This is a genomic window from Peribacillus sp. FSL K6-5616, from assembly GCF_038008245.1.
Taxonomy (GTDB): Bacteria; Bacillota; Bacilli; order Bacillales; family DSM-1321; genus Peribacillus; species Peribacillus frigoritolerans.
In genome coordinates this window covers 642737-665139 of sequence record NZ_JBBOYT010000001.1, presented here as the reverse complement: position 1 = coordinate 665139, position 22403 = coordinate 642737, and the positions used below count along the sequence as shown (strand labels likewise).

The window sequence follows — 22403 nt, the reverse complement described above, 5'->3', positions numbered from 1 at the left end:
TGAATGTTTCGCAAGCGACTGAAACACGCACATCGTTACCAAGAAATCATTAATGCCTTCTTGAAAAATGGGTTTGGTTACTTCATCTATCGTCTGGGATTATCCGAGAGTAAAGCTGGATCGAAACTCCAACCCGATGAAAACCTGAACCTCCGCTCAATCGGAGAGCGGCTGCATACGATATTACAAAGCTTGGGACCTACATTCATTAAACTTGGTCAGATTGCAAGTACGAGGCGTGATTTCGTTCCTGACGAAATCGTCCGCGAGCTTGAAAAGCTACAGGACCAGGTCACCCCCTTTCCATTTGATAGGGTCCGTAAAATTGTCGAAGCCGAATTGGGTGATTCTTTGGAAAACATGTTCCTTGAATTTAATGAAACCCCACTGGCAACCGCTTCGATTGGACAGGTCCATACGGCTCGGCTTCCATCACTGGAAGTCGTCGCAATCAAAGTGCAGAGGCCAGATATTCTTCCGACTGTGGAAACGGATTTGGAAATTCTCGATGATTTGGCAAGACTAATGGAAGCACGAATATCTTGGGCAAGACGCTACCAAATCAGAAAAATGATTGATGAATTCGCTAAATCGCTCCGCGCAGAACTAGATTATAACTCCGAGGGTCGAAACGGGGAAAGAATAGCCAAGCAATTCATCGATGATCAAGGGTTTAAGGTACCAAGGATCCATTGGGAGTTTTCCACAAAAAGGGTCCTGACAATGGATTTCATTCAGGGAATTAAGATCAATCATTATAAACAGCTTGATGATGAAGGTTATGATCGCCGGCAAATCGCGGAAAGATTAGCGAACTCCATGCTTCATCAAATATTGATCGATGGCTTTTACCACGGTGATCCCCACCCAGGCAATATCATCATATTGCCTGGGAATGTCGTCGCACTCATGGATTTTGGAATGGTGGGACGTCTGGAGGAAGAAACGAAATATCAGTTCGCCTCGCTTGTCATCAATCTGAAACGCGGAAGCACCAATGGATTGATCAAGACGCTTTCAGATATGGGTCTCTTGACGGACGAAATTGATATGGCCCCATTAAGGGCGGATATTGATGAACTGCGAAATAAATATTATGATATCCCATTGAGCCAAATCAGCTTAGGCGGAGCAGTCAATGACCTGTTCACGGTTGCCAATCGGCACCAAGTCCAAATCCCACCCGAATTCACGATGCTCGGCAAGGCTCTGCTTACCATGGAGGCCATTGTCGAAGGATTAGATCCCAATTTCAGCATCATGAAGGCAGCTGAACCTTTTGGGGAAAGGCTTTTTAAAGAACGTTACAATCCAAAAAACATTGCGAAGAACGCCTGGAATCAATTCATCGAGTCTGCTGAAGCCATTGCCGAACTGCCCAAGGATATCCGGGAAGTGACAGGTATCATAAAAAAAGGGAAATTGCGGCTCGATATCAACATTCCCGAACTTCAAGTTTTTTTACATAAGCTTGATCAAATCTCGAACCGGCTGTCGTTCAGTATCATCCTGCTTGCATTCAGCATAATCATGGTCGGTCTCATTATCGGCTCTGCAATAGGCGGGGAAACCTTGATCCTTTGGAAGATACCGGTTATCGAAATTGGTTTTGTCGTTGCAACCCTGATGTTCTTACTCATGCTCTACACTATTTTCAGATCCGGAAAAATGTAAAACTTCTTAAAATGGAATTCAGATTGGTCTCATCCCGAACGTGGAGTAGGAGGCACTTTATCATGGAAACCATAGCCTAAAAACCAGCGGTAAGCCATATTTGTTTCAACTTCTTCAATTAAAAAATGTAGATAAGGGAACCCCTTTGGTAAGGGGTTCCCTTATCTTTTTGATTCATTGGTTATTAATCCGACGTTCATATGAAACGGCATACGCACTATGGCGAAAATGCAAGATCCGATCTTCCGAGCACTCGATCCCTTCAGGAATATTGGTTGGATCAAACAATAAAGTATCTTTACACACTTCCAATTTTTTGGAGATCATTAAATGCCCTATCGTGATTACCTGTTTATCTTCCGACCAAGCTGTAGTCGGATCGTCAGTCGGGTCATTTTCCCCTCCTATTTGGATGTTCAATTTAAAGCCCACCGGTCCTTCTTTAAGCCTCTTTTCCATTTCTTCTTCCAGATACTCCGGCGAATGCTCGGCCACCTCCCTTTTTTCTAACATACTAAGGCCCGCATCTGGCACCCACTCGTACTTGATTGCCTGCCGCCTTCCTTCCTTGTTAATGAAATAGAATGCGTGAATGGAGTAATATTGGCACGTTGAAAAACTGGCTGGAGAACGCATTTCTTTTAGCATTTGCAGGCTTGCCTTGCTTTCTGGGTATTTCCACAGGATTTTTGCAAGTTCTTTCAGATTGGGGAAACCCTCCTTTGCAGATTGGAAAAAGCCAGCAATATCAACAAACGCTTGCGGTGTTTTCGCAAAGAATAACGGAATGGTCACAGTAATAAGATCTGACACCTTTCCATTCGGCAAATGAAACTTGACTGCCATGCCCTTTACAGGGGAAATGGCATCAGGATGGCTTGGAATCGGTGAGCTATTTGAAAACCGAATGATCACCGGCACGGCTTCATCCTGAAGATGCGAAGCCACCGTTAGTGGGGACGCTTTTCCGTTTGGGGTAAAAACCCCCTCATAAACATATCCCCTTGCATGCACACGCCGATAACCAGGATGTGTTCCTGCTACATTTTCAATCACATTTACTGCTTCCCTGGCCAGTTCAGGTTTATAGTCGTCAGTTCCTTCCATGATACCTCACCCCACCTTGTCAGATTATTATCCATTATTACATGTACCCTTTATTCCATTAGCTTATTCTTTCTTAAATCACCGAAAGCATTGATTGCAAAAAAAACACCTGGCGCTGCAAACATAGGTCATATCTTTATGGACACGTGATTTTATCCATTAATTCTAGAACCGTTCAAAATGATCAGCATATACAGATCTCTTTTTCTTCCATTATAAAAATACTCATTCCTGTTCCGGCTCCACCTGAGAAAGGATCACATGGGTAACGGTTGCAGCAAAAGGAATGGTCCGATTGATGAATTCCTCCACTTCTTCAAGGCTCTGAGTGTGGATTTTCAGCATAAAGCAAGCCTGCCCGGCAATTCGATAACAAAAGTCAACATTCGGCACCTTGGAGATATACTTTTTGAATTTCTCATATTCCCCATTTTTTATCGTAGCTTCCACGATACACTCAATTGGAAAACCTATCTTTTTATGATCAATCTCGGCAACATACCCTTTAATGATCCCAAATGACTCCATTTGCCGGACCCGTTCGGCAACGGTGGGGGCCGAAAGGTTTACTTTCTTTGCCAATTCCCTCATGGAAATTCGGCTATTCAACGTTAATTCGGCAAGGATGCTCTGGTCTTTCTCATCTATTTTCATTTTTGAATTATTCCCCTTTATCTCTTTACATTCGTTCATTATTAAACCACATTTCTTTACAAATGGAATTAAAATTCCTGGATTTTTATATTAGGATTATCTCAAAGGAGAGATGTTCATGACAAGAATAAAAAAATCATCACAGGGCTCCAGTCCATTTCAAAGATTATTTCATTCTGAAGAGATTTCGCACAAATGGTCGGACCTCTCAGATTGCCTATCTGCAGATGGGAAACTTTCGGAGAAATTGAAGGAAAACGTCAGAAGGGTGCTGGCATACGGTAATGGCTGCTCATACTGTCAGGCAAAAGGGACTCCGTTAAAGCCGGAAGATATGAAAGAAAGCTATGCAATTGCCTTTGCGGAAGTATTTCTCTTGCAACGTGAAAAAACGGAGGAAAAGTTTTTCCAAGTATTGAAGGAAGTGTTCAGTGATGAAGAGATTTCTGAACTATTGGCATTCATTTGTTTTACAACCGCCCAGCAATATTTCGGGGCTTTGATGGATTTACAATAACACCAAAAAAGGAACAGGCCTTCCGCCTCGTTCCTTTCTGTAAAAAACCTACATTCTACCCTTCATTAGTTTGAACGATACCTGAATCCTTTTTCAGCATCAGTTGAATGACCCCCTAGGATTTCGCACCATGATCCTCCATTTCATTGATCCTTGGAAGAATGGAGCGGGAAGGTACCGGGGATGTCAAAACCACAGATGTATTCAGATGTCCATAGGGTATTAATCGATCTATCAGTAATCTCATGCTGTCCATATCAGCTAAAGCCGCTTTCAAAAAATATCCAACTGTTCCTGTTACACGGTGGCACTCGATAATGTCTAAATCATTTTTCACTAATTGCTCAAAATCGGTAACAGGAACCTTAAGTTCACTCACCTGAATGAACACAAGTACCCCCCTTCCTATTGCCAAAGGGGAAACCCTTGCGCTGAACCCCTCAATGATCCCCTTTTCTTGCAGGCGGTACATTCGTTCAGAAATGCTAGGTCGACTGAGAGCCAATTTCTTCGATAGTTCACTAATCGTAATGCGTCCATCTTTTTGTAAAAGTTCCAGTAAACTGACATCTATTTCATCCATGAAGCAACCGCCTTTCATAATGAAGGAATATAAGCATATATTTCTTTAAAATGTTGTATGGATAGTGAAAAATACATTCTTTTTTGTATGTAATTTTAACAGTTAATATTCTATCATTAAAATAATCAAATAGAAAAAGAAAATTCAGAATTTACCAAAGGGAGGAACCTGCATTGACCTTTACTAAAATCCCGGTTCGACAAAACATCGAAAGCATTCGCCCATATGTTTCCGGCAAGCCAATTGAAGAAGTGCAACGTGAACTTGGTCTTGAAACGATCGTTAAATTGGCATCCAATGAGAACCCATTCGGTTACTCACCTCTAGCAAAAGAAGCCATGCTTGCCGAAATGGAGCAAACCTCCTTTTATCCTGAAGGTATGGCGCCTGCATTAGCTGAAAAGCTGGCAAGAAAATTGAAGATCAATAAAGATCATATTATTTTAGGCAATGGATCTGATGAAGTGATACGTTTGTTGACACGAACCTATATCCAACAAAATGATGAAGTCATCATGGCTGATGTGACCTTTCCACGTTATGAAACGAATGTATTGATTGACGGCGGCACACCTGTAAAGATTCCTCTTATCAATGGTGTACATGACCTCCAGGGTATGTATGAAGCCATAACAGAAAAAACGAGAATGATATTCGTCTGTAATCCCAATAATCCGACAGGAACGATCGTTCAAAAAGAAAAGTTACGCTCTTTTATCGAGAAGGTGCCGAAACATATTTTACTGATCGTTGATGAAGCATACTATGAATATGTCGATGATGCAGAATATTTAGAAACCTTACCGCTTCTCAAAATGCATTCAAATCTGGTTATCTTACGCACTTTTTCAAAGATTTATGGACTGGCTGCTTTAAGGATTGGATACGGTTTAATGGATGCCTCCATCATACAAGAGCTAGTTAAAGTGAAGGAACCCTTCAATACCAATCGTTTAGCACAGGCTGCGGCATTCGCTTCCCTCGACGACCATCCATTTGTTGAGAATTGTGTTCGTAAGAATGAGGAAGGAAGAAGATATTTAGAAAATGAACTAAGCAAGATGGGTTTAACATTCTTCCCTTCACATGCCAACTTCTTGATGGTCAAATTGAACCAGCCTGGCAGGGACATTTTTGAGAAGTTATTAATCCAGGGTGTCATCATCCGTTCAGGTCATTTGCTAGGCTATGAAAATACTATCCGCGTGACCATCGGCACTCCGCTTGAAAACGAGAGATTCATAGCATCCTTACAACATATAATCAATAAAACATCTGGAGCATGACCAATCGAAATGAAGTTGCAGAATATCAGTGATCAGTAATGAAAGATACGACATGGACGCCTTTGCCCATGTCGTATCTTTTACGTGGATTTTATTTAGCGATATTCTTTTCTATTATAGGTGTTTCCTGTTTGTCCACATTTTTAAATTTAAAAATCGAAATCAAGATTAAGGCAGCCAACACAATCAGGCAAGCAATGATACTGATCCGATTCTGTTCACTGAACACGAACGTGACACAAATGATGCTTAAGGTGATTACGGTAAACAAGGTTACATATGGAAATCCCCATAATTTAAAACTCGGAGCTTTGGGATATGAATTGCGAAGTTTAAGCTGCGCTAAACAGATGCTGATCCATACAAGTGATACTACAAAACCCGGAAACGCCATTAATAGAGTAAATGCCTTGTCCTGAGCAACGAAAGTAATCATGGAGCCGACGACCAATACACCTGCACTTAATATCAAACTGTACATGGGAACGCCATTTTTTGATACATAAGAGAACGACTTGGGAGCTTCCCCTTCTGCAGCTAAAGAATGCAGCATTCGGGTACACCCATATATTCCAGAGTTAGCAGCTGATAAGACGGCCGTAATCAAAATGAAATTCATGATATGTGCAGATCCCTGAAAACCTGACATGGACAAAACTTGTACAAACGGACTTGCCTGGTCGCCAATTTCATTCCACGGAATCAAACCGCAGATTACAAGTATCGGTAAGGTGAAGAATAATACGACTCTCCAAATATAGTTTTTAATGACCTTAGGTAAAATGCGTTCTGCATCCTTTGCTTCCGTTACCGTCACCCCTATTAACTCGGAACCGCCATAGGAGAACATGACGATCAGTAATGCCGAAAAGATGGACATCCACCCATTTGGGAAAAATCCTCCATGCCCTGTGAAGTTTTGCAGATAATTAGATCCGCCGCTTGGGATGACTCCAAATAAAATACAGGCTCCCAATATGATGAATAAGATGATCATTGTAATTTTAATGCCGGCAAACCAAAATTCGAATTCACCATAATTTTTGACATTCATCATGTTAATTCCAATGATGAAAGCTGTACACCCTAAACTTAATATCCATAACGGGATTGCCGGGAGCCAATACTGCAAGAAGCTTCCTGCCACCACTACCTCAATGACACAAACGGACAGCCACATAAAACAATACATCCAGCCTACGATGAAGGAAAAGCGCTTACCGAATGCTTTCTGAACGAAGCCTTTCATATTCGTATTTGGATAGACAATTGCCATTTCCGCTATAGCACCCATGACTACAAGCAGTAATAATCCTGCAAAGATATAAGTGAATATGACTCCTGGCCCTGCTAACGATATGGTTTCGGCACTTCCTTTAAAAATCCCAGTACCTATTGCCCCTCCCATTGCCATCATGCTAATATGCCTTGGCAATAATTTCTTTTGCAATGACCCACCATTTGACTCCATTACATTTGCCTCCTTCATTCCATAATTTTCTCGTATAAATTAAACCCATTTAATCGTTGAATGGCGAATAGATATGTTATCTCATCAACCGTTATGGTTTAGGAGTGGAAGGATCCAAAGCCTTATTGAAAACTCTATACTTCCCCAAGGTAAAAATGATATCAATATGCCGATGGTTTTACAAGAGGGAATCATTGCAGGCCAATACGGCCCCTGTTTGGTCAAACGCCGGGACGGATTTTCGAAATGGAGTGAATTTACTGATAGCCTTGCCTTTCGGGGACAATTACCAGGTTTTTGACTCCATTAGATAAAACATTCTAACCGGGGACTACATTGGTAATCCCCATTACTTTACCTTTTCCTATTTATTTACGATGTGAATTGCATGTCCCAAAACTGCCTCAGCCGCTTCCAGCCACCCCTCGGTCAAGGTCGGATGAGGATGCATGCTGAGGGCTATATCTTCGACCCGAGCCGCCAGCTCAAGGGCTAGGACCCCTTCACCTATAAGGTTGGAAGCATCAGCACCTACCATATGCATTCCGAGCAATATATGGCTATCGGCATCCACGATCACTTCTGCAAATCCCTCCGTTTCATTCGTTGCTAGCGCCCTTCCGTTGGCACTGAACGGAAATTTGCCAACCTTGACGCTGTATCCCTGTTGTTCAGCTTCTTCACGGCTTAAACCAACACCAGCTATTTGTGGTTCCGAAAAGATTACATAGGGAACATAAGGCGAGTCAACGGCACTTGGCAGCCCCGCTATCACTTCAGCTGCCACGATTCCCTGTTTGGACGCTCGATGGGCAAGAGCCGGACCAGGCGTAGTATCACCGATGGCAAAGATGTGCGGTACATTTGTACGGCATTCCATATCCACTGCTATATGGCCTTTCTCGCCAACCGTCACTCCAGCCCGATTCAGGCCAATTTCTTCAGTGTTAGGGATCCTGCCAATTGTAACCAGGGACTTTTCGCTCACGACGGCTTCCGTCCCCTGTTCTTCCGAGGAAACAAGAAGATGCACTTGACCATCCACTACACTCGCTTTCTCTACCCTAGAGGATGTTTTGATATTGATCCCAAGCTTCTTGGCATTCCGGGTGACTTCCTTTACCAGGTTTTCAGCAACGTGGGGGAGTATGCGATTGTCCATCTCAATGATGGTCACTTTAGTACCCAGCTTTGCAAATGCCATACCCAGCTCGATTCCGATATATCCTCCGCCAATGATCGACAAGCTTGCTGGAACTTCCTTCAGCTGCAAAGATGATGTTGAATCCAATATATATTCTCCATCGACTTTAATGAAGGATGGAATGAAAGGCCTGGACCCCGTCGCAATAATTGCCTGTTCAAACTTGTAGGTTTCAAAATCGCCATCGGTTTCAACCCCAATGCGGTCATCAGATAAAAAAGTTGCTTGGCCTTTAACCACCGTCACTCCGTTTTCCTTACACAAATGGGCAATACCTTGCCCCAACTGGGATGTGATGCCCGCTTTCCAATCCTGCCAAACTCCCAAGTCCATAGTGGTTCCTTCCTGAGGTAGCCGGATTCCCATTTTCCCTAAATCGTTAAGCCCATGATATCGATCAGCTGCGTGAATCAATGCTTTTGAAGGTATACAGCCCCGATTAAGGCAAACCCCGCCCAGCTTATCCTTTTCAATCAGCACGACCGATTTTCCTAACTGGCCGAGACGGATAGCCGCAGCATATCCTCCCGGACCTCCTCCCATGATGACAACATCCGTCTCAACAGCAACTTCCCCTACTACCATTTATCTCATCTCCACAACTAAACGAATTGGATTTTCCAGCAATTCCTTGATTTTATTGGTGAATTGCACCGCTGTTACCCCATCAATCAAACGATGATCGAAAGAAAGAGACATATTCATCATTAACCGGATAACACCTTCCAAATCGCGAACGACCATGCGATGTTCCATTTTATGCAAAGCTAATATGGCCGCTTCCGGATAGTTAATGATCGGGGTAGCGTGCATCCCTCCGATAGGTCCTACATTGCTGATGGTAAATGTACTGCCTGTGATTTGATCAATACTCAACTTTCCTTCACGGGCTTGAGCTGCCAACTGCCTGATTTCATCAGCCAGTTGGAAAATGGTTTTTTGATCGGCATGTTTGATCACTGGAACAATGAGACCCTCGTTTGTATTCGTCGCAATTCCAATATGATAATAATTTTTCAGGATGATTTCATTGGTCCTTTCATCAATTGAAGCGTTTAGTGTTTTGAACTCCTTTAAGGCGATGACAATGGCCTTAACGAAAAAAGGCAAAAAAGTCAATTTTATATCCTTATCATCTGAATACTCCTTTAATTGATTTTTAAATTCCTTCAATCGGTCCATTTCCAATTCATCTACATGGGTTACATGAGGAATGGTCGAAACTGACTTCACCATATGTTCAGCGATTTTTTTACGAATGCCTTTAAGCGGAATCCGCTCTTCCCGCTCATTTCCCATTATCGGGGCCATCTCTTGACCTGTCTTGTCATCATGCTGTTTGGCCTTTTCCCGTGAAAATGAATCATTCTCTTTAAACTGCTTCAAGTCACTTTCGGTAATTCGCCCTGCCGGACCGGAGCCTTTAACCTTCTCGATATCAATCTTCATTTCCCTGGCCATTTGACGCACGAATGGTGTTGCCAGCGCACGCACTGCCTGGTGTTTAGTCGTTATATGCTGCGCATTGACATTGACATTTACATCACCGGATTGCCCGACTTGGTTTTCTTCTTCACTAATGCCTGTATCCGGAACTGACACATCGTTCTCTTCCTGAATTGTGAATATAGTGGTTCCCACTTCCACGATATCCCCTACGGAAAAAAATATTTTCTTAACCACTCCCGCTGCCGGAGCTGTCAATTCCGCATTGACTTTATCCGTTTGTACCTCAACAATGGGTTGGTCCTGTTTTACCGCATCCCCTTCCTTGATGAGCCATTGGATAATTTCCCCTTCATGCATCCCTTCCCCTACATCAGGAAGTTTAAATTCCATCATGCGTCATCCTCCTTCTCCTTCTCCCTTAATCATTAAAATGATATCGTTTCGACAATTCCCTTTTTTACACGGTCAACAGTCGGTAAATAATGATCTTCTATTGTAAACGGCGGAACCGGTACATCAAATCCTGTTACACGCTTAATCGGCGCTTTCAGGTAAATAAGAGCTTCATCATTAATGATGGAGATAATCTCCGCACCTAGACCGGCAGTCTTGTGGGCTTCATGGACGATTAATGCACGACCTGTCTTTTTAATGGATTGCACGATCGAATCCCTATCTAAAGGGTATAAAGTTCTAAGATCGACCACTTCACACTTCCAGCCTTTTTCTGCTTCAATCTTTTTCGCGGCATTCAATGCCTCCCTTAACATGGCCCCCCAAGCAAAAATGGTCAGGTCGCTTCCCTCCTGGACCACTTTTGCTTGACCGATTGGTATTCGGTACCTTTCGTCTGGAACTTCTTCCTTAAAAGCCCGATACAATTTAGTCGGTTCCAAAAAAATCACTGGATCTGGATCTTCCAGCGCTGAAATGAGCAGCCCTTTTGCGTCATATGGATTACTGGGTGCAACCACCTTTAAACCCGGGGTATGGGCAAAGAAGGTTTCGACACTTTCAGAATGAAGTTCAGGACCCCTGATTCCGGCACCATATGGCGTACGGATTACGAGGGGCACCCCAAATTGCCCACGAGTACGATACCTCATACGGGCAGCATGGGAAACGAGCTGCTCGAACCCCGGATAAATAAAGGCGAGAAACTGGATCTCCACTATGGGCAGCATTCCGTTAAGAGCCAAACCAATGGCAGAGCCGATGATTCCGGATTCAGCTAATGGCGTATCCACAACTCGATCTTTTCCATACTTCTCATAAAGTCCTTCCGTCGCTCGAAAAACCCCGCCATTCACGCCAATATCCTCACCCAAGATCATCACGCGATCATCATGACCCAGCATTTGGTCCAGCGCTTCCGTAATAGCCTGGAGCATCGTTAAATTTTTGCCCATCATTTCTTCCCGCCTTTCCTTAAGATTTGGTTCAATTCCTGCTTCTGTTCCTTAAGAAGCCATGACTCCTCGGCATATACATGGTTAAACATTTCGAGCGGGTCGGATTTCGGATACGCTTCGGCCTTTTTAAGGTGAGCATCGATCAGTTCGTTGAATTGCTTTAACACCAATTCTTCCTGCTCTTCATTCCAATGACCCTCTTTATTCAAATACTTTCTAAGGCGTGTAATGGGATCGCGGTTTTCCCTCCAGAACGTTGAAATTTCGTCCTGATCGCGATATATGTTCGGATTGTCTGCAGTAGTATGGGCGCCATAGCGAAAGGTAATGGCTTCGATTAATGTAGGCCCTTCCCCTTTAAGCGCTCTTTCGACAGCCTCCTTTACAGTCATCCATACGGCAAAAATATCATTTCCATCCACCCGCACCCCATGGATGTCATAAGCAGCAGCACGCTGGGATATTGTTTTTGATGCCGATTGCTTTTCAAAAGGGACACTGATTGCGTAGCCATTATTTTGGCAGAAAAAGATTGTCGGGGTTTTATAAACGCCGGCAAAATTCAGTGCTTCATGAAAGTCCCCTTCAGAAGTCGCTCCATCTCCAAAATAGGCAATGCTAACATTCTTTTCGCCTTTAAGCTTACTTGCCCAAGCCGTTCCAACTGCATGAACCATTTGAGTCGCAATTGGAACACTTGGAGGCAATATCCTTTTTCCTTCTGGACAAATCGAACCATCAAAATGCGCCATCCAGTATAGGAAAACACGGTATAATTCCTGTCCATGAATGATTGCCGCTCCATGATCACGGTATGTGGGAAACATCCAGTCCCCTGCCGACAATGCCAAAGCGCTTCCTGCTTGGGACGCTTCCTGCCCTTCGAAAGGTGCATAAGTCCCGATCCTGCCTTGGCGCTGGAGAATAATTGATTTTCGGTCAAATGTTCTGAGCAGGAGCATGCTCTCATACATCTTTAACATAAGTGATTTATCGATTTTTCCATCAATCGCTTCAATGATTTCCCCATCAGAAGTCAATACACGAAACATTTCCGGCTCAACTCCACTTGAATGCGCTTTCATTATTGGGTTTCCCGTCTTTTCCATTTCATTTCTCCCCTTAAGATAGATTTGTTTCGCAAACTTACCTAGGTTTTGAACAGTCATGAAATAACAGCCCAAAATGTTTTTATTGGTCTTTCTGTCTGTGATTAAATGCTGTTTCATAAACTACATTTCCTTATATAAAAGGATAATACATCCATGTTTTTAATAATATGTTAAATAGAATGAATTTTTCACATATTACCTTTATTTAGAAGATGTTTTCTGATACTTCACCTTCATTTTGAAAATGAGAGCCTTTAATGGGAAATTTCATAATGATTACCTTCAAAATGTGATATGCTCCCGACAGATTTAGAACCTTCCTTCCAAAAGTATCCAGCACAAAAAAGGCCCATTATATAATATATGGGTCTTAGGCTGTATAAAAACTCCAAGAAATCAGTTGCCTACGTTTTTTTCAACAGACAGTTAATTTCAGTAATCCGCATCCCTTTCCGCCAACTGCCTGCCAAGCGTCTGTGGGGTCTCGGCTAGCCAGTTATTCGGCACGAGTGTCGCATATTTCTTCCATCCATTAAGGAGTACAAGAAAAAACATGAAGGATAAACTAGTCAATTAAACATGGTTCGGAATAAGACGAGCCAGCATTTTTTTTAAATTACACAAAGTTGATTGGAACGGAAGGCGCGAGACTCCTGCGGGAAAAGCGTGGCATGGGAGAACCCCGCAGGCGCGCCGAGGAGGCTCCCGCCCGCCCGCGGAAGTCGAGTGTATGAAGTTGAAATCATTACACATACCCTTTTTCAGGGATCCGAAATTAGATCAATGTTACCCTTTTTGCATTTCAGGATGGGGTAGGACCCGCAACGGGAATTGCACCCAAAGGTAGAAAAGGTCTATTTTTCAAATGTTCCTTTAACGACAGCATGGCCATCTTTGACCATCATCTGCCCCATCGCGATAACACTATTTATTTCGAAAGTTCGTTGATTCATCATGATGATATCCGCGTCCTTACCTACCGAAAGCTTTCCCTTTGCAGAAAGCTTTAAAATGTTTGCCGGGTTTTCCGTCACAACTCGTAGGGCATCGGCAATTGTCACTCCATCCTCGAGGACCGCATCGACAACACATTCATATAAGGACATGCATGTACCAATGTTCAAACCGCGCAGGTTGCCGCTTCCATCGAAGTCAGGCAGGCTGGCTTGCCCATCTGAAGTTATGGTGATCTGTCCGATTTCAACGCCTTCTTCTAGAGCCATTTTAATTGCTGTACTTGCTTTGACCTCCCCTTCTTCGAGGAATTTCTGGATTGTACTTGTCGTAAAATCTATATACCCCCCTTTTTTTGCATATTCCACCCCTTCATTGAATAAATGCGGATTTCGGTTTATATGTGTAGGATAGAACTGAGTGATCGGAATTTCCGTTGTTTCGACAACTTCTTCAATTACATGCAAATGATCTAGACTGTCGCCGACATGTATGTTGACGATACCGCTTTTCCCTGATAACAGACCTCCATTACGTGCCTGCGAGGCCAGCTTAGCGAGTTCGGCTGCAGTCGGCTGCGAAGAACGGTGATCGGCAATGGCTATTTCGCCAACACCGATAATTTTATCCACAAGAATCAAATCATCCTCGATCTTACCGGTTAACGTCTTGACTGGAACTTGATACGAACCAGTCTGAACGAAGCAGCTAATTCCTTCTTCTTCAAGCGCTTTCGCTTTAGCGAGAAGTGCAGGCATCGTCCTTGTCGTTCCATCTGTGCCGATGACCCCTACCAATGTCGTTATACCCGCTAAAGTGGCATCTGTTAATTGGATTTCAGGTGTCCTCGTTTTAAAGCCCCCTTCCCCGCCTCCGCCGATAATATGTACGTGAGCATCTATAAAACCCGGAGCCACAATTTGACCACTCGCATCAATCACTTTCATTTCAACGAAATTGGCAGGTACATCAATCTTGTCCTCAATGAAGCCAATTTGCTTTCCAACCAAGAGGATATCTTTTTGGCCCATATATTCCGGACCATAAAGTTCCCCATTTTTAATAAGTGTGAGCATTGTTCGTTCCCCCTCAAAAAATTGAAATTTTCAAATAGGTTTCAAAATCTTTCACTCGGGTAAATATACAACATGACCCGCTAACAATTACATAAAAAAGTCCAAAACATACTTGTTCATTTTTAAACGTTGTAGCTGAAATTGACATCTTGATTATGCTTTTCCAAAAGTATAAAAACAAAAGGAGTAAACGACATGAATAAAGTGATTTCTTCAGACATTCAAACAAATAAAAGATTATCCATGCGACAAATCATGAACCTATATCAAGTTACAAAAGAATTTAAAGGGAATATATATTTTATCTGCAACCATAAATTGGTCGATGCCAAGAAACTTTCGACTTTCGTATCCTTTGTGCTCATTCTTCAAGAGTGTGCAACGATGAAAGTCATCCTTGAAGGCGAGAATGTACACGCCATGCTTGAAAAAGTACAGGCTATTTGTAAAGAAAATGATGAAAGTGCATTTCGTTTTCAATCGAACCAAACCGTAAATATTTAAATGATTCCAACTACGTTTGAAGAGGGTGTATTTATATGAGAACCATTTTAATGGTGATAGGCGCAATCGTCGTAATCGGCATAATAGCAAATCTCATTTTTTAAGAATGATGAAAGACTGTCAATGATTGACAGTCTTTTTTTGTTGATTTGATTCAGAAAGGCTTGGATCATGCTCCCGGACCTGGGAATCACCACGGAACCTCCCAGTCCCTCCATTTATTCAAGCCTTCCCGTATTTCATTTCCTTTGTCAATCCAATATTGTCTCCTCTTCTCCTCTTCTTCCTTCTCCTGTTGCTCAGCTATAAGTGCCTGTTGTTCTGCTATAAGCGGACCGATATCTTGAGCTTTAAAAGATTGAGCAGCTTGATTCTGTAAGGCTAGCGACATTATTTTTTGAAAGATGAGTGCACTTCCCTGACTGCTGTGTGTCGTTAGATAATGTTTTGCGTCCGTCTTATCATATCCTGCCCAAACAGCACCGACCAGCGAAGGTGAATAACCGATGAACCATTGATCTTTAACCCCTGATACTCCTTCGATGGGAACTTGTGTAGATCCTGTTTTACCTGCTATTTCATAACCGGAAACAGCCGCGTTTTTCGCTGTGCCATATTCCACTGTTCCAAGCAGCATGGCATTCATTTTGTCGACGGCGCCTACAGAGGTCACTTTGGTGCTTTTCTCTTTCCAGGCGGCAACCTCTTTTCCATCGGCATTTTCTATCCTTACAATGGCGTGGGTTTCCATCCGTTCCCCTTCGTTGGCGAAAGCAGAAAAGGCTCCTGCCATCTGCAGCGGGGACACACCTTTTTTCATCCCTCCTAAAGCAATAGACAGGTTTCGATCATCCTTGTCATAGGGAATCCCAAACCGCTTAAGTGAATCAAGCCCCCTATCGATGCCAATCTCATTCAATAGCCAAACCGTCGGTACATTCAAGGAATTCATCACCGCTTCATACATGGGGACTTCTCCTTTATATTGACCACTCAGGTTTGTTGGCTCATATTCACCGAAGCTCATTTTTTCATCCTTTAAAGGGTCAGTGATATCATATCCCTCTTCAACAGCCGGCGTGTAAACGACAAGCGGTTTAATGGATGAACCAGGAGACCTTGTCAGTTGGGTTGCCCGGTTATATCCCATGAATTGGTGTTCACCTCTCCCGCCGACAAGTGCTTTTATACCGCCCGTTTCAGGATCAAGAAGGACAGACCCGCTTTGAACCAGTTCCTCTGTACTCGTTCCAACCGGAAAATTGGCTGAATTCTCATACACGCTTTCTGTAGCCTGCTGCATGGACTGGTCCAGAGTCGTGTAAATTTTATACCCCTTTGAAAGCAGCTCCTCAAGCTTAATTCCATATTTACTCGATGCTTCCGATAAAACATGATCGACATAATAAGGATACTTACCTCTTAATGGATCGGTTTCCTTCTCCCCCATAAGAAGTGTCACCGAATCTTTTTTTGCGGCCGCTTCTTCATCTTTCGTCAAATAACCATGTTCCGCCATTCGCGAAAGAACCAAATCACGCCGCTTCACTGCACCGTCCAAATTCTTGTATGGATCAAGTTTGGATGGTAAGTTAATGACTCCCGCAAGCAAAGCTCCCTCGGCAACGGTCAATTCAGAGACCTCTTTGGAAAAATAAATATTTGCAGCCTTTTTGATTCCCCATGCCCCATGGCCAAAATAAACTTGATTCAAATACATTTCCAGGATTTCATCTTTTGTATATTGATTTTCAACTTCCTGGGCTAGAAAAAACTCTTCTATCTTTCTCTTCAGTGTTCGATCTGATTCCAGCATCGTGATTTTCACAAGCTGCTGGGTGAGCGTGCTCCCGCCTTCAACAACACTTCCAGCCTTCGCATTTTTAACCAAAGCCCGCATGATCCCTTGATAATCTATGCCGTGATGTTCATAAAAACGGTGATCCTCAATGGAAACCACCGCTTGTTTCATATGTTCCGGTATTTCATCTATCGCAACGCCCTCGGATTTATTTGCCGTGATCGTACTGGCTAGATTCCCATCCAGATCATAGATCCCTGTCGGTTGCTGAAGACTATTTTCAAGATGACTTATATCAGCACCCTGCTTGAAATACAATAGTGAACCGGCGCCTAAAACCGCAATCGCCAATATTATAATTAGACCTAATTTCACTAACCCTCTCATTTGTACCCCCATTTTTCCATCTGCGACATGTTTCATTAAAAATATTTTACCCTTTTTGTTAAAGAAAACTCGTCGATTGAATAAAAGGCGCTCTTTTCTTGTAGCACTTTACACGTGAATCGGCATCCTTACAGATGATATCCCTTCATCGTCTGAGCATGCCAATTAACTGAAGGACCATTTTCATCCTACCATTTTAACTATGCTCGTATCTATCCTTTACCCGTAAAAGGCAATCTATATACCGATTAAAGGCGTGAAGCCATTTAAAAGCGGGTATAACGCTATTAAGGTCTTATAAAGGGGAGAGATGATAGTAATGAAAGACTTAAAACATATTGTCGTCGCTTTTGATGGAAATGAAGAAAGTAAACGGGCCGTCGAATATGGAGCAACATTGAAAAAGGCCTTTCCAAAAGCTGAGTTGACCGTAGTTCATGTCCTAAATGATAAGGTTGAACAGCGTATCATCGGTAACGCCTCCGCGCCGGGGTTCGTGCCCTCTGCCGGATTTTATGTGGATCCAGTCCAGACACATCCTGTTGTTGAAGTTGACCAGCAAAGAAATCAAAAGGTAAATGACACCCCTTCCGCCCTCGAGAATAGTATTCAGAACGCAGAAAGTAATACGTTGAGATTATTAAGTGAATGTCAAGTGACGGGGAAATTCGAACTATTGGAAGGATATGCGCCAGATAGCGTATGTGACTTTGCAGCGAGAACTTCAGCTGATCTTATCGTTGTCGGCAATAGCGATAAAAGCGGTTTGGAAAAATTCTTCCTTGGCAGTACAAGTAGTTCCATTGCGAAAAACGCACCATGTTCGGTATTCATTGCAAAATGAAGAATGAGCGGGTTTTTCCCTATTGGTTCGAGTCATACATTCTCCGAAAAAGGCCGGATTCATATAGAATCCGGCCTTTTTGTTAATAGGATTTTTTCAGTATTACATTCGGAGCAGCCGAAAGACACCGGGTTGCTAATTGTTGCCCAAACCACATCCTGCATCAGTGCTGACTATCAGGTTCAAAATGCCTGAATCAGAACCTTTCACTCTCAGCCTTTAGGCTCCCCTTGTGGAAGTATTTAATTTTCGATCAACGGTTAGAATATACTATTAGTTTCTTTAAATGAGAATTAAAGAAACTGTACATGTCATCGAATTCACATTTTACCATCATGTAAATATCATTTCGTTTATCCAACATCTTTACAGACTTTCAATACACCTGCTGAAAACCAAGTTAGATGGCTAAATATGACAATTTTTCTATAGACTCACTAAGGTTTGATTTGGTATCTTTATTAAGCCTAATTTACATTGGGGAGGGAATGGACATGGATAAACATTCGATATCAGCTGAAAAAGGCGCCTACATAAGCATTGCCGCTTATATATTCTTGTCTGCTCTAAAATTGTCATTTGGTTATTTCGGAGATTCTAAAGGGCTTTGGGCTGATGGTTTAAATAATACGACCGACATCATCGCTTCCATAGCCGTTTTGATTGGTTTGAAAATTTCAAAGAGACCTCCTGATGATAATCATTCATATGGTCATTTACGGGCGGAAACCGTAGCGTCATTGGTAGCTGCCTTCATCATGATTACAGTGGGCCTTCAGGTTGTATTCAGTGCCATTGAATCCTTCTTTCACCAAGATTCAACAACCGTTCCCAGTATGCTGACCGGTTATGTCGCTCTATTCTCTGCAATCTTCATGTACGGAATCTACCGTTATAACCTTACATTAAGTAAAAAGATCAACAGCTCTTCCATCTATGCCGTTGCTCAGGATAATCGTTCCGATGCCCTTGTCAGTGTTGGTGCTTTCATTGGAATCATCGGTACTAAGATGGGAATCCCTTGGCTGGATGCGATAGCTGCAGCAGTCGTTGGGGTCATCATATGCAAAACGGCCTGGGATATCTTTCGTGATGCTTCCATCTCTTTAACCGATGGTTTCGACGAGCAGCTCCTGCAAAAGATCGGACAAACCATTATATTGACAGAGGGTGTTAAAGACATGAGTGAAATTAAAGCCCGGATGCACGGAAGTGAAATCCTGCTCGAAACTACCGTTCATGTCAACCCTCTTTTGACCGTCATTCAAGGTCATGATATTACAGTTAGAATCGAAGAAAATCTTCTGAAGGAATATAATATCCAGCATGTGATCGTACACATCGAACCATATGCATTTCATAAAAAAGGTAACCGTCATTAACTTTACGGATACCTTTTTTTGTTATTTATTCCTGTAATTACTGTAATAAAACTGTGTCAAAAAAAGGTATTTATTGATTGATTGCCGAATATTTATCCAATTGACACATGTTAAAAGAACAGTAATCTGTTATCATGAAAACAAGTTGTAATTATTTTGATATTTTGTAATTTTATTCAAATAAAGCACTTTCTGGGTCAAAAGTAAATTCATTTTCCTACAGTATGGAGGGCAAAATGGTATCTAATCGAGAAATGACCATTCACTTTTTATCTTCTCAAAAAAACAGTATCATTTCCAAATGGAAAGATGAGTTGCTGCATTTACCGGACGGATATCTGGGGTATTTTAAAGGAGAAGTGGAAAATATTTTTAATTTGCTAATGGATCAGGTTGGAAAATCGGATACTGACATAGACGATGTACTGAAGGTCGTAGGGGAAAAAATTGCGGCTGATCGCGTTACTAAGCAATTGGATATGGAAAATTTCTTTTCCACTGCAACCATCGGGAGATCCGTCATCTTAGAGCACATTTTGAATTCCGGAGCACACAAAGAAGAAATATCGGCTCTAATAAAACGGGTAAACGTTTACTTCGATAAACTCATTCATTTTGCATTATCCCATTATACCGAATTGAAAACGATGGAACTTGAAGAACGCTATCAATTCATAAGCCCAAACCATAAAGACCGTTTGACGCTCCTTGGCCAAATGACCTCGAGCTTTGTCCATGAATTCAGAAATCCACTGACTTCCATCATGGGATTCATACAATTATTACAGGCAGAACAACCTGAGATAAAGTACCTTGATATCATTTCAAAGGAATTGGATCAGCTCAATTACCGGATCACGCAATTTCTTAATATTTCCAAAAAGGAAACTTCAACAACACAACCTGATCTATTTTCCATTGCTCAGCTTGTGAATGAGGTGATCGAATTTTTATATCCCAGCATTTTGGAAGTTAATGCTTCCATTACATGCAATATTGCCGAGGATGCCGTAATTTCGGGTTCTAAAGAAGAATTCCGTCAGGTTTTATTAAATATTATATTAAATGCTCTTGATGTGGTTGCAGGGATGCCTTCCCCATCCATTTACATTTCAGGCTCTGAATCGCCACCCGGCATTCTTACTTTAAATATATCGAATAATGGGCCGAAGATACCTGACGACGTCCTGCCGAATATTTTTGAGCCATTCATCACCACAAAAAAAAGAGGAACGGGATTGGGATTATTCGTCTGTAAAGAAATCGTTTTAAAGCATCAAGGAACATTATCCTGTCACTCTACCGATTTCCTAACGACCTTTTCCATACAATTAAAAACTAAATAATGGATAAATATCCTTTTTTCCTTAGGCTTTTAGTGTGAAATTTTTGACTGATTGACGTCCAGTTACTTATACTAATAGGAAGGTTCCACTACTGATCGAGGTGAATGATCCTATAGATTGAAAATAAAAACCTGATTTCATACAAGATAGCGCATTATTTTTCCATCTAACATTTTATATACTAATATCATTTCATTCATTATTGGTTTTGGGAGGTGACTGGGATAATTAAATCGTTCGGCACATCTGGCGATTCAATAAAGTCCCACACTAATTGGACATATTAAGTTTTTTATTTGTCATTATTTTAATTGCTTTAACAGCCTTTTTTGTAGCTTCGGAATTTTCGATCATAAGGGTTCGCAGCTCCAGGATCGATCAACTGATTGAAGAAGGAAACAAAAAAGCCATTGCGGCAAAGAAGGTTACATCCGATCTTGATGAATACCTATCCGCGACACAGCTAGGAATTACCGTTACTGCCCTTGGACTGGGGTGGCTAGGACAACCGACCGTCCTCAAATTGGTTGGGCCCTTATTCAATGCCTTGAATATCCCACAAGAAGTTACAAGCATTCTGACATTTGTCATTTCATTTTCCCTGATTACGTTCCTGAATGTGGTTGTAGGTGAATTGGCTCCAAAGACGGTTGCCATCCAAAAGGCTGAGCAAGTGACCTTGGCAATTGCCGGCCCGCTGATTTTTTTCCATAAGATAGCCTTTCCCTTCATCTGGGCCTTGAATCATTCTTCCCGATTCGTTGTCGGATTATTTGGCTTTAAGCCAGCATCCGAAAGCGAAATAGCCCATACGGAAGAAGAATTGCGTTTCATCCTGTCAGATAGCTATAAAAGCGGGGAGATTAACCAGTCGGAATTTAAATATGTAAATAACATCTTTGAATTCGATGATCGAGTTGCCAAGGAAATCATGGTTCCACGGACAGAAATCATGACCATATCCAAGGATGAAACGGTACAGGCATTCGTCGATGTGGCCAAATTGGAAAAATACACTAGATATCCTGTTGTCGAAGGTGATAAAGACCATGTCATCGGCCTAGTGAACTTAAAGGAAGTTTTCTCGGATCTTATCAAGAACCGGGAAATCCATATCAAAGCGATTGAAAATTACGCTCGTCCGATCATTCGGGTAATGGAAAATATACCAATTCACGATTTGCTGTTAAAAATGCAAAAAGAACGCATTCATATGGCTATTTTGATGGATGAATACGGCGGAACTTCCGGACTTGTCACAGTCGAGGATATCCTCGAGGAAATCGTTGGGGAAATTCGTGATGAATTCGATATCGATGAAGTTGCCTCAATCAGGAAAATTAAAGAAGGACATTATATTTTAGACTCTAAACTTCTTGTAAAGGAAGTGAATGATCTACTTGGCATTCACTTGGAAGAAGATGATGTCGATACGATAGGCGGATGGGTCCTTACGGAAAACTATGATGTGAAGGTAGGGGACATCATGGAAAAAGACGGATTCTGTTTTAAAGTGATTGAAATGGAAGATCACGCCATCCGCTCCATCGAGGTTACAAAAAAGGTCGTACATCTTCCTCTTGAAGAGGATCTTACCCAAGGTTAATGATCAAAAACAGCCACGTAAAAGGTTATTTTAC

At 42.1% G+C, this 22403-nt stretch carries 18 protein-coding genes and 1 pseudogene; 8 read left to right on the top strand and 11 right to left on the bottom strand.

Going from position 1 to position 22403, the window contains the following annotated elements:
• The first annotated feature begins 3 nt into the window (after positions 1–3).
• Positions 4–1674 (top strand): ABC1 kinase family protein, encoded by a 1671-nt coding sequence (locus MHB45_RS03165; RefSeq protein WP_072272531.1) that lies wholly within the window; start codon positions 4–6, stop codon positions 1672–1674.
• Positions 1675–1707: 33 nt separating this feature from the next.
• Here the strand turns inward: MHB45_RS03165 and MHB45_RS28185 are convergent.
• The 3 genes and pseudogenes from MHB45_RS28185 to MHB45_RS03155 all read right to left on the bottom strand — a co-directional run.
• Positions 1708–1793: pseudogene (locus MHB45_RS28185) on the bottom strand (transposase); the annotation flags it as partial.
• A 55-nt stretch (positions 1794–1848) separates the two neighbouring features.
• The gene (locus tag MHB45_RS03160) at positions 1849–2781 is read right to left on the bottom strand and encodes a catalase family peroxidase (protein ID WP_048687441.1); all 933 of its coding nucleotides are present in this window, start codon (positions 2779–2781) and stop codon (positions 1849–1851) included.
• Positions 2782–3006: 225 nt separating this feature from the next.
• A complete protein-coding gene (locus MHB45_RS03155; protein WP_048687443.1) occupies positions 3007–3435 on the bottom strand; it encodes an Lrp/AsnC family transcriptional regulator in 429 nt (142 codons plus the stop codon).
• A gap of 118 nt (positions 3436–3553) precedes the next feature.
• Here MHB45_RS03155 and MHB45_RS03150 point away from each other — a divergent pair, with 118 nt between their 5' ends.
• Positions 3554–3952, top strand: coding sequence for an alkylhydroperoxidase (locus MHB45_RS03150; RefSeq protein WP_072272530.1), 399 nt, complete (start codon positions 3554–3556; stop codon positions 3950–3952).
• A 115-nt stretch (positions 3953–4067) separates the two neighbouring features.
• Here the strand turns inward: MHB45_RS03150 and MHB45_RS03145 are convergent, their stop codons facing one another.
• Positions 4068–4535: an Lrp/AsnC family transcriptional regulator gene (locus MHB45_RS03145; RefSeq protein WP_048687446.1), complete on the bottom strand. Its 468-nt coding sequence runs from the start codon at positions 4533–4535 to the stop codon at positions 4068–4070.
• Positions 4536–4708: 173 nt separating this feature from the next.
• Here MHB45_RS03145 and hisC point away from each other — a divergent pair, with 173 nt between their 5' ends.
• Entirely contained in the window at positions 4709–5821 is a 1113-nt protein-coding gene (gene hisC / locus MHB45_RS03140) for a histidinol-phosphate transaminase (RefSeq protein ID WP_142953057.1), read from the top strand.
• A gap of 91 nt (positions 5822–5912) precedes the next feature.
• Here the strand turns inward: hisC and MHB45_RS03135 are convergent, their stop codons facing one another.
• The 6 genes from MHB45_RS03135 to iadA form a co-directional block, all read right to left on the bottom strand.
• The gene (locus tag MHB45_RS03135) at positions 5913–7292 is read right to left on the bottom strand and encodes an amino acid permease (RefSeq protein WP_072272528.1); all 1380 of its coding nucleotides are present in this window, start codon (positions 7290–7292) and stop codon (positions 5913–5915) included.
• Positions 7293–7656: 364 nt separating this feature from the next.
• Positions 7657–9081, bottom strand: a complete 1425-nt coding sequence (gene lpdA, locus MHB45_RS03130; protein WP_072272527.1) for a dihydrolipoyl dehydrogenase — start codon at positions 9079–9081, stop codon at positions 7657–7659.
• Positions 9082–10338, bottom strand: coding sequence for a dihydrolipoamide acetyltransferase family protein (locus MHB45_RS03125; RefSeq protein WP_072272526.1), 1257 nt, complete (start codon positions 10336–10338; stop codon positions 9082–9084).
• 32 nt (positions 10339–10370) lie between these two features.
• On the bottom strand, positions 10371–11354 hold the full coding sequence (locus tag MHB45_RS03120; RefSeq protein ID WP_048687467.1) for an alpha-ketoacid dehydrogenase subunit beta: 984 nt from the start codon (positions 11352–11354) through the stop codon (positions 10371–10373).
• The gene (pdhA, locus tag MHB45_RS03115; RefSeq protein WP_237766596.1) at positions 11354–12466 is read right to left on the bottom strand and encodes a pyruvate dehydrogenase (acetyl-transferring) E1 component subunit alpha; all 1113 of its coding nucleotides are present in this window, start codon (positions 12464–12466) and stop codon (positions 11354–11356) included. The genes MHB45_RS03120 and pdhA overlap by 1 nt, the downstream gene beginning before the upstream one ends.
• Before the next feature lie 857 nt (positions 12467–13323).
• Entirely contained in the window at positions 13324–14499 is a 1176-nt protein-coding gene (gene iadA / locus MHB45_RS03110; protein ID WP_072272525.1) for a beta-aspartyl-peptidase, read from the bottom strand.
• 195 nt (positions 14500–14694) lie between these two features.
• On the opposite strand from iadA, the gene MHB45_RS03105 reads away from it, so the two are divergent.
• Positions 14695–15003 (top strand): hypothetical protein, encoded by a 309-nt coding sequence (locus MHB45_RS03105; protein WP_034314818.1) that lies wholly within the window; start codon positions 14695–14697, stop codon positions 15001–15003.
• 190 nt (positions 15004–15193) lie between these two features.
• Here MHB45_RS03105 and MHB45_RS03100 read toward each other — a convergent pair whose 3' ends face one another.
• Complete coding sequence (locus MHB45_RS03100) at positions 15194–17191, bottom strand: transglycosylase domain-containing protein (protein ID WP_237766595.1); 1998 nt, start codon at positions 17189–17191, stop codon at positions 15194–15196.
• A gap of 319 nt (positions 17192–17510) precedes the next feature.
• Between MHB45_RS03100 and MHB45_RS03095 the strand changes: the two genes are divergently transcribed.
• The 4 genes from MHB45_RS03095 to MHB45_RS03080 all read left to right on the top strand — a co-directional run bounded on the left by MHB45_RS03095 (position 17511) and on the right by MHB45_RS03080 (position 22369).
• Entirely contained in the window at positions 17511–18035 is a 525-nt protein-coding gene (locus tag MHB45_RS03095; protein ID WP_048687457.1) for a universal stress protein, read from the top strand.
• Positions 18036–18529: 494 nt separating this feature from the next.
• Positions 18530–19417 (top strand): cation diffusion facilitator family transporter, encoded by an 888-nt coding sequence (locus tag MHB45_RS03090; protein WP_095390957.1) that lies wholly within the window; start codon positions 18530–18532, stop codon positions 19415–19417.
• A gap of 236 nt (positions 19418–19653) precedes the next feature.
• The gene (locus MHB45_RS03085; RefSeq protein ID WP_053087350.1) at positions 19654–20763 is read left to right on the top strand and encodes a sensor histidine kinase; all 1110 of its coding nucleotides are present in this window, start codon (positions 19654–19656) and stop codon (positions 20761–20763) included.
• Positions 20764–21037: 274 nt separating this feature from the next.
• The gene (locus tag MHB45_RS03080; RefSeq protein ID WP_048678073.1) at positions 21038–22369 is read left to right on the top strand and encodes a hemolysin family protein; all 1332 of its coding nucleotides are present in this window, start codon (positions 21038–21040) and stop codon (positions 22367–22369) included.
• Positions 22370–22403: the final 34 nt, after the last annotated feature.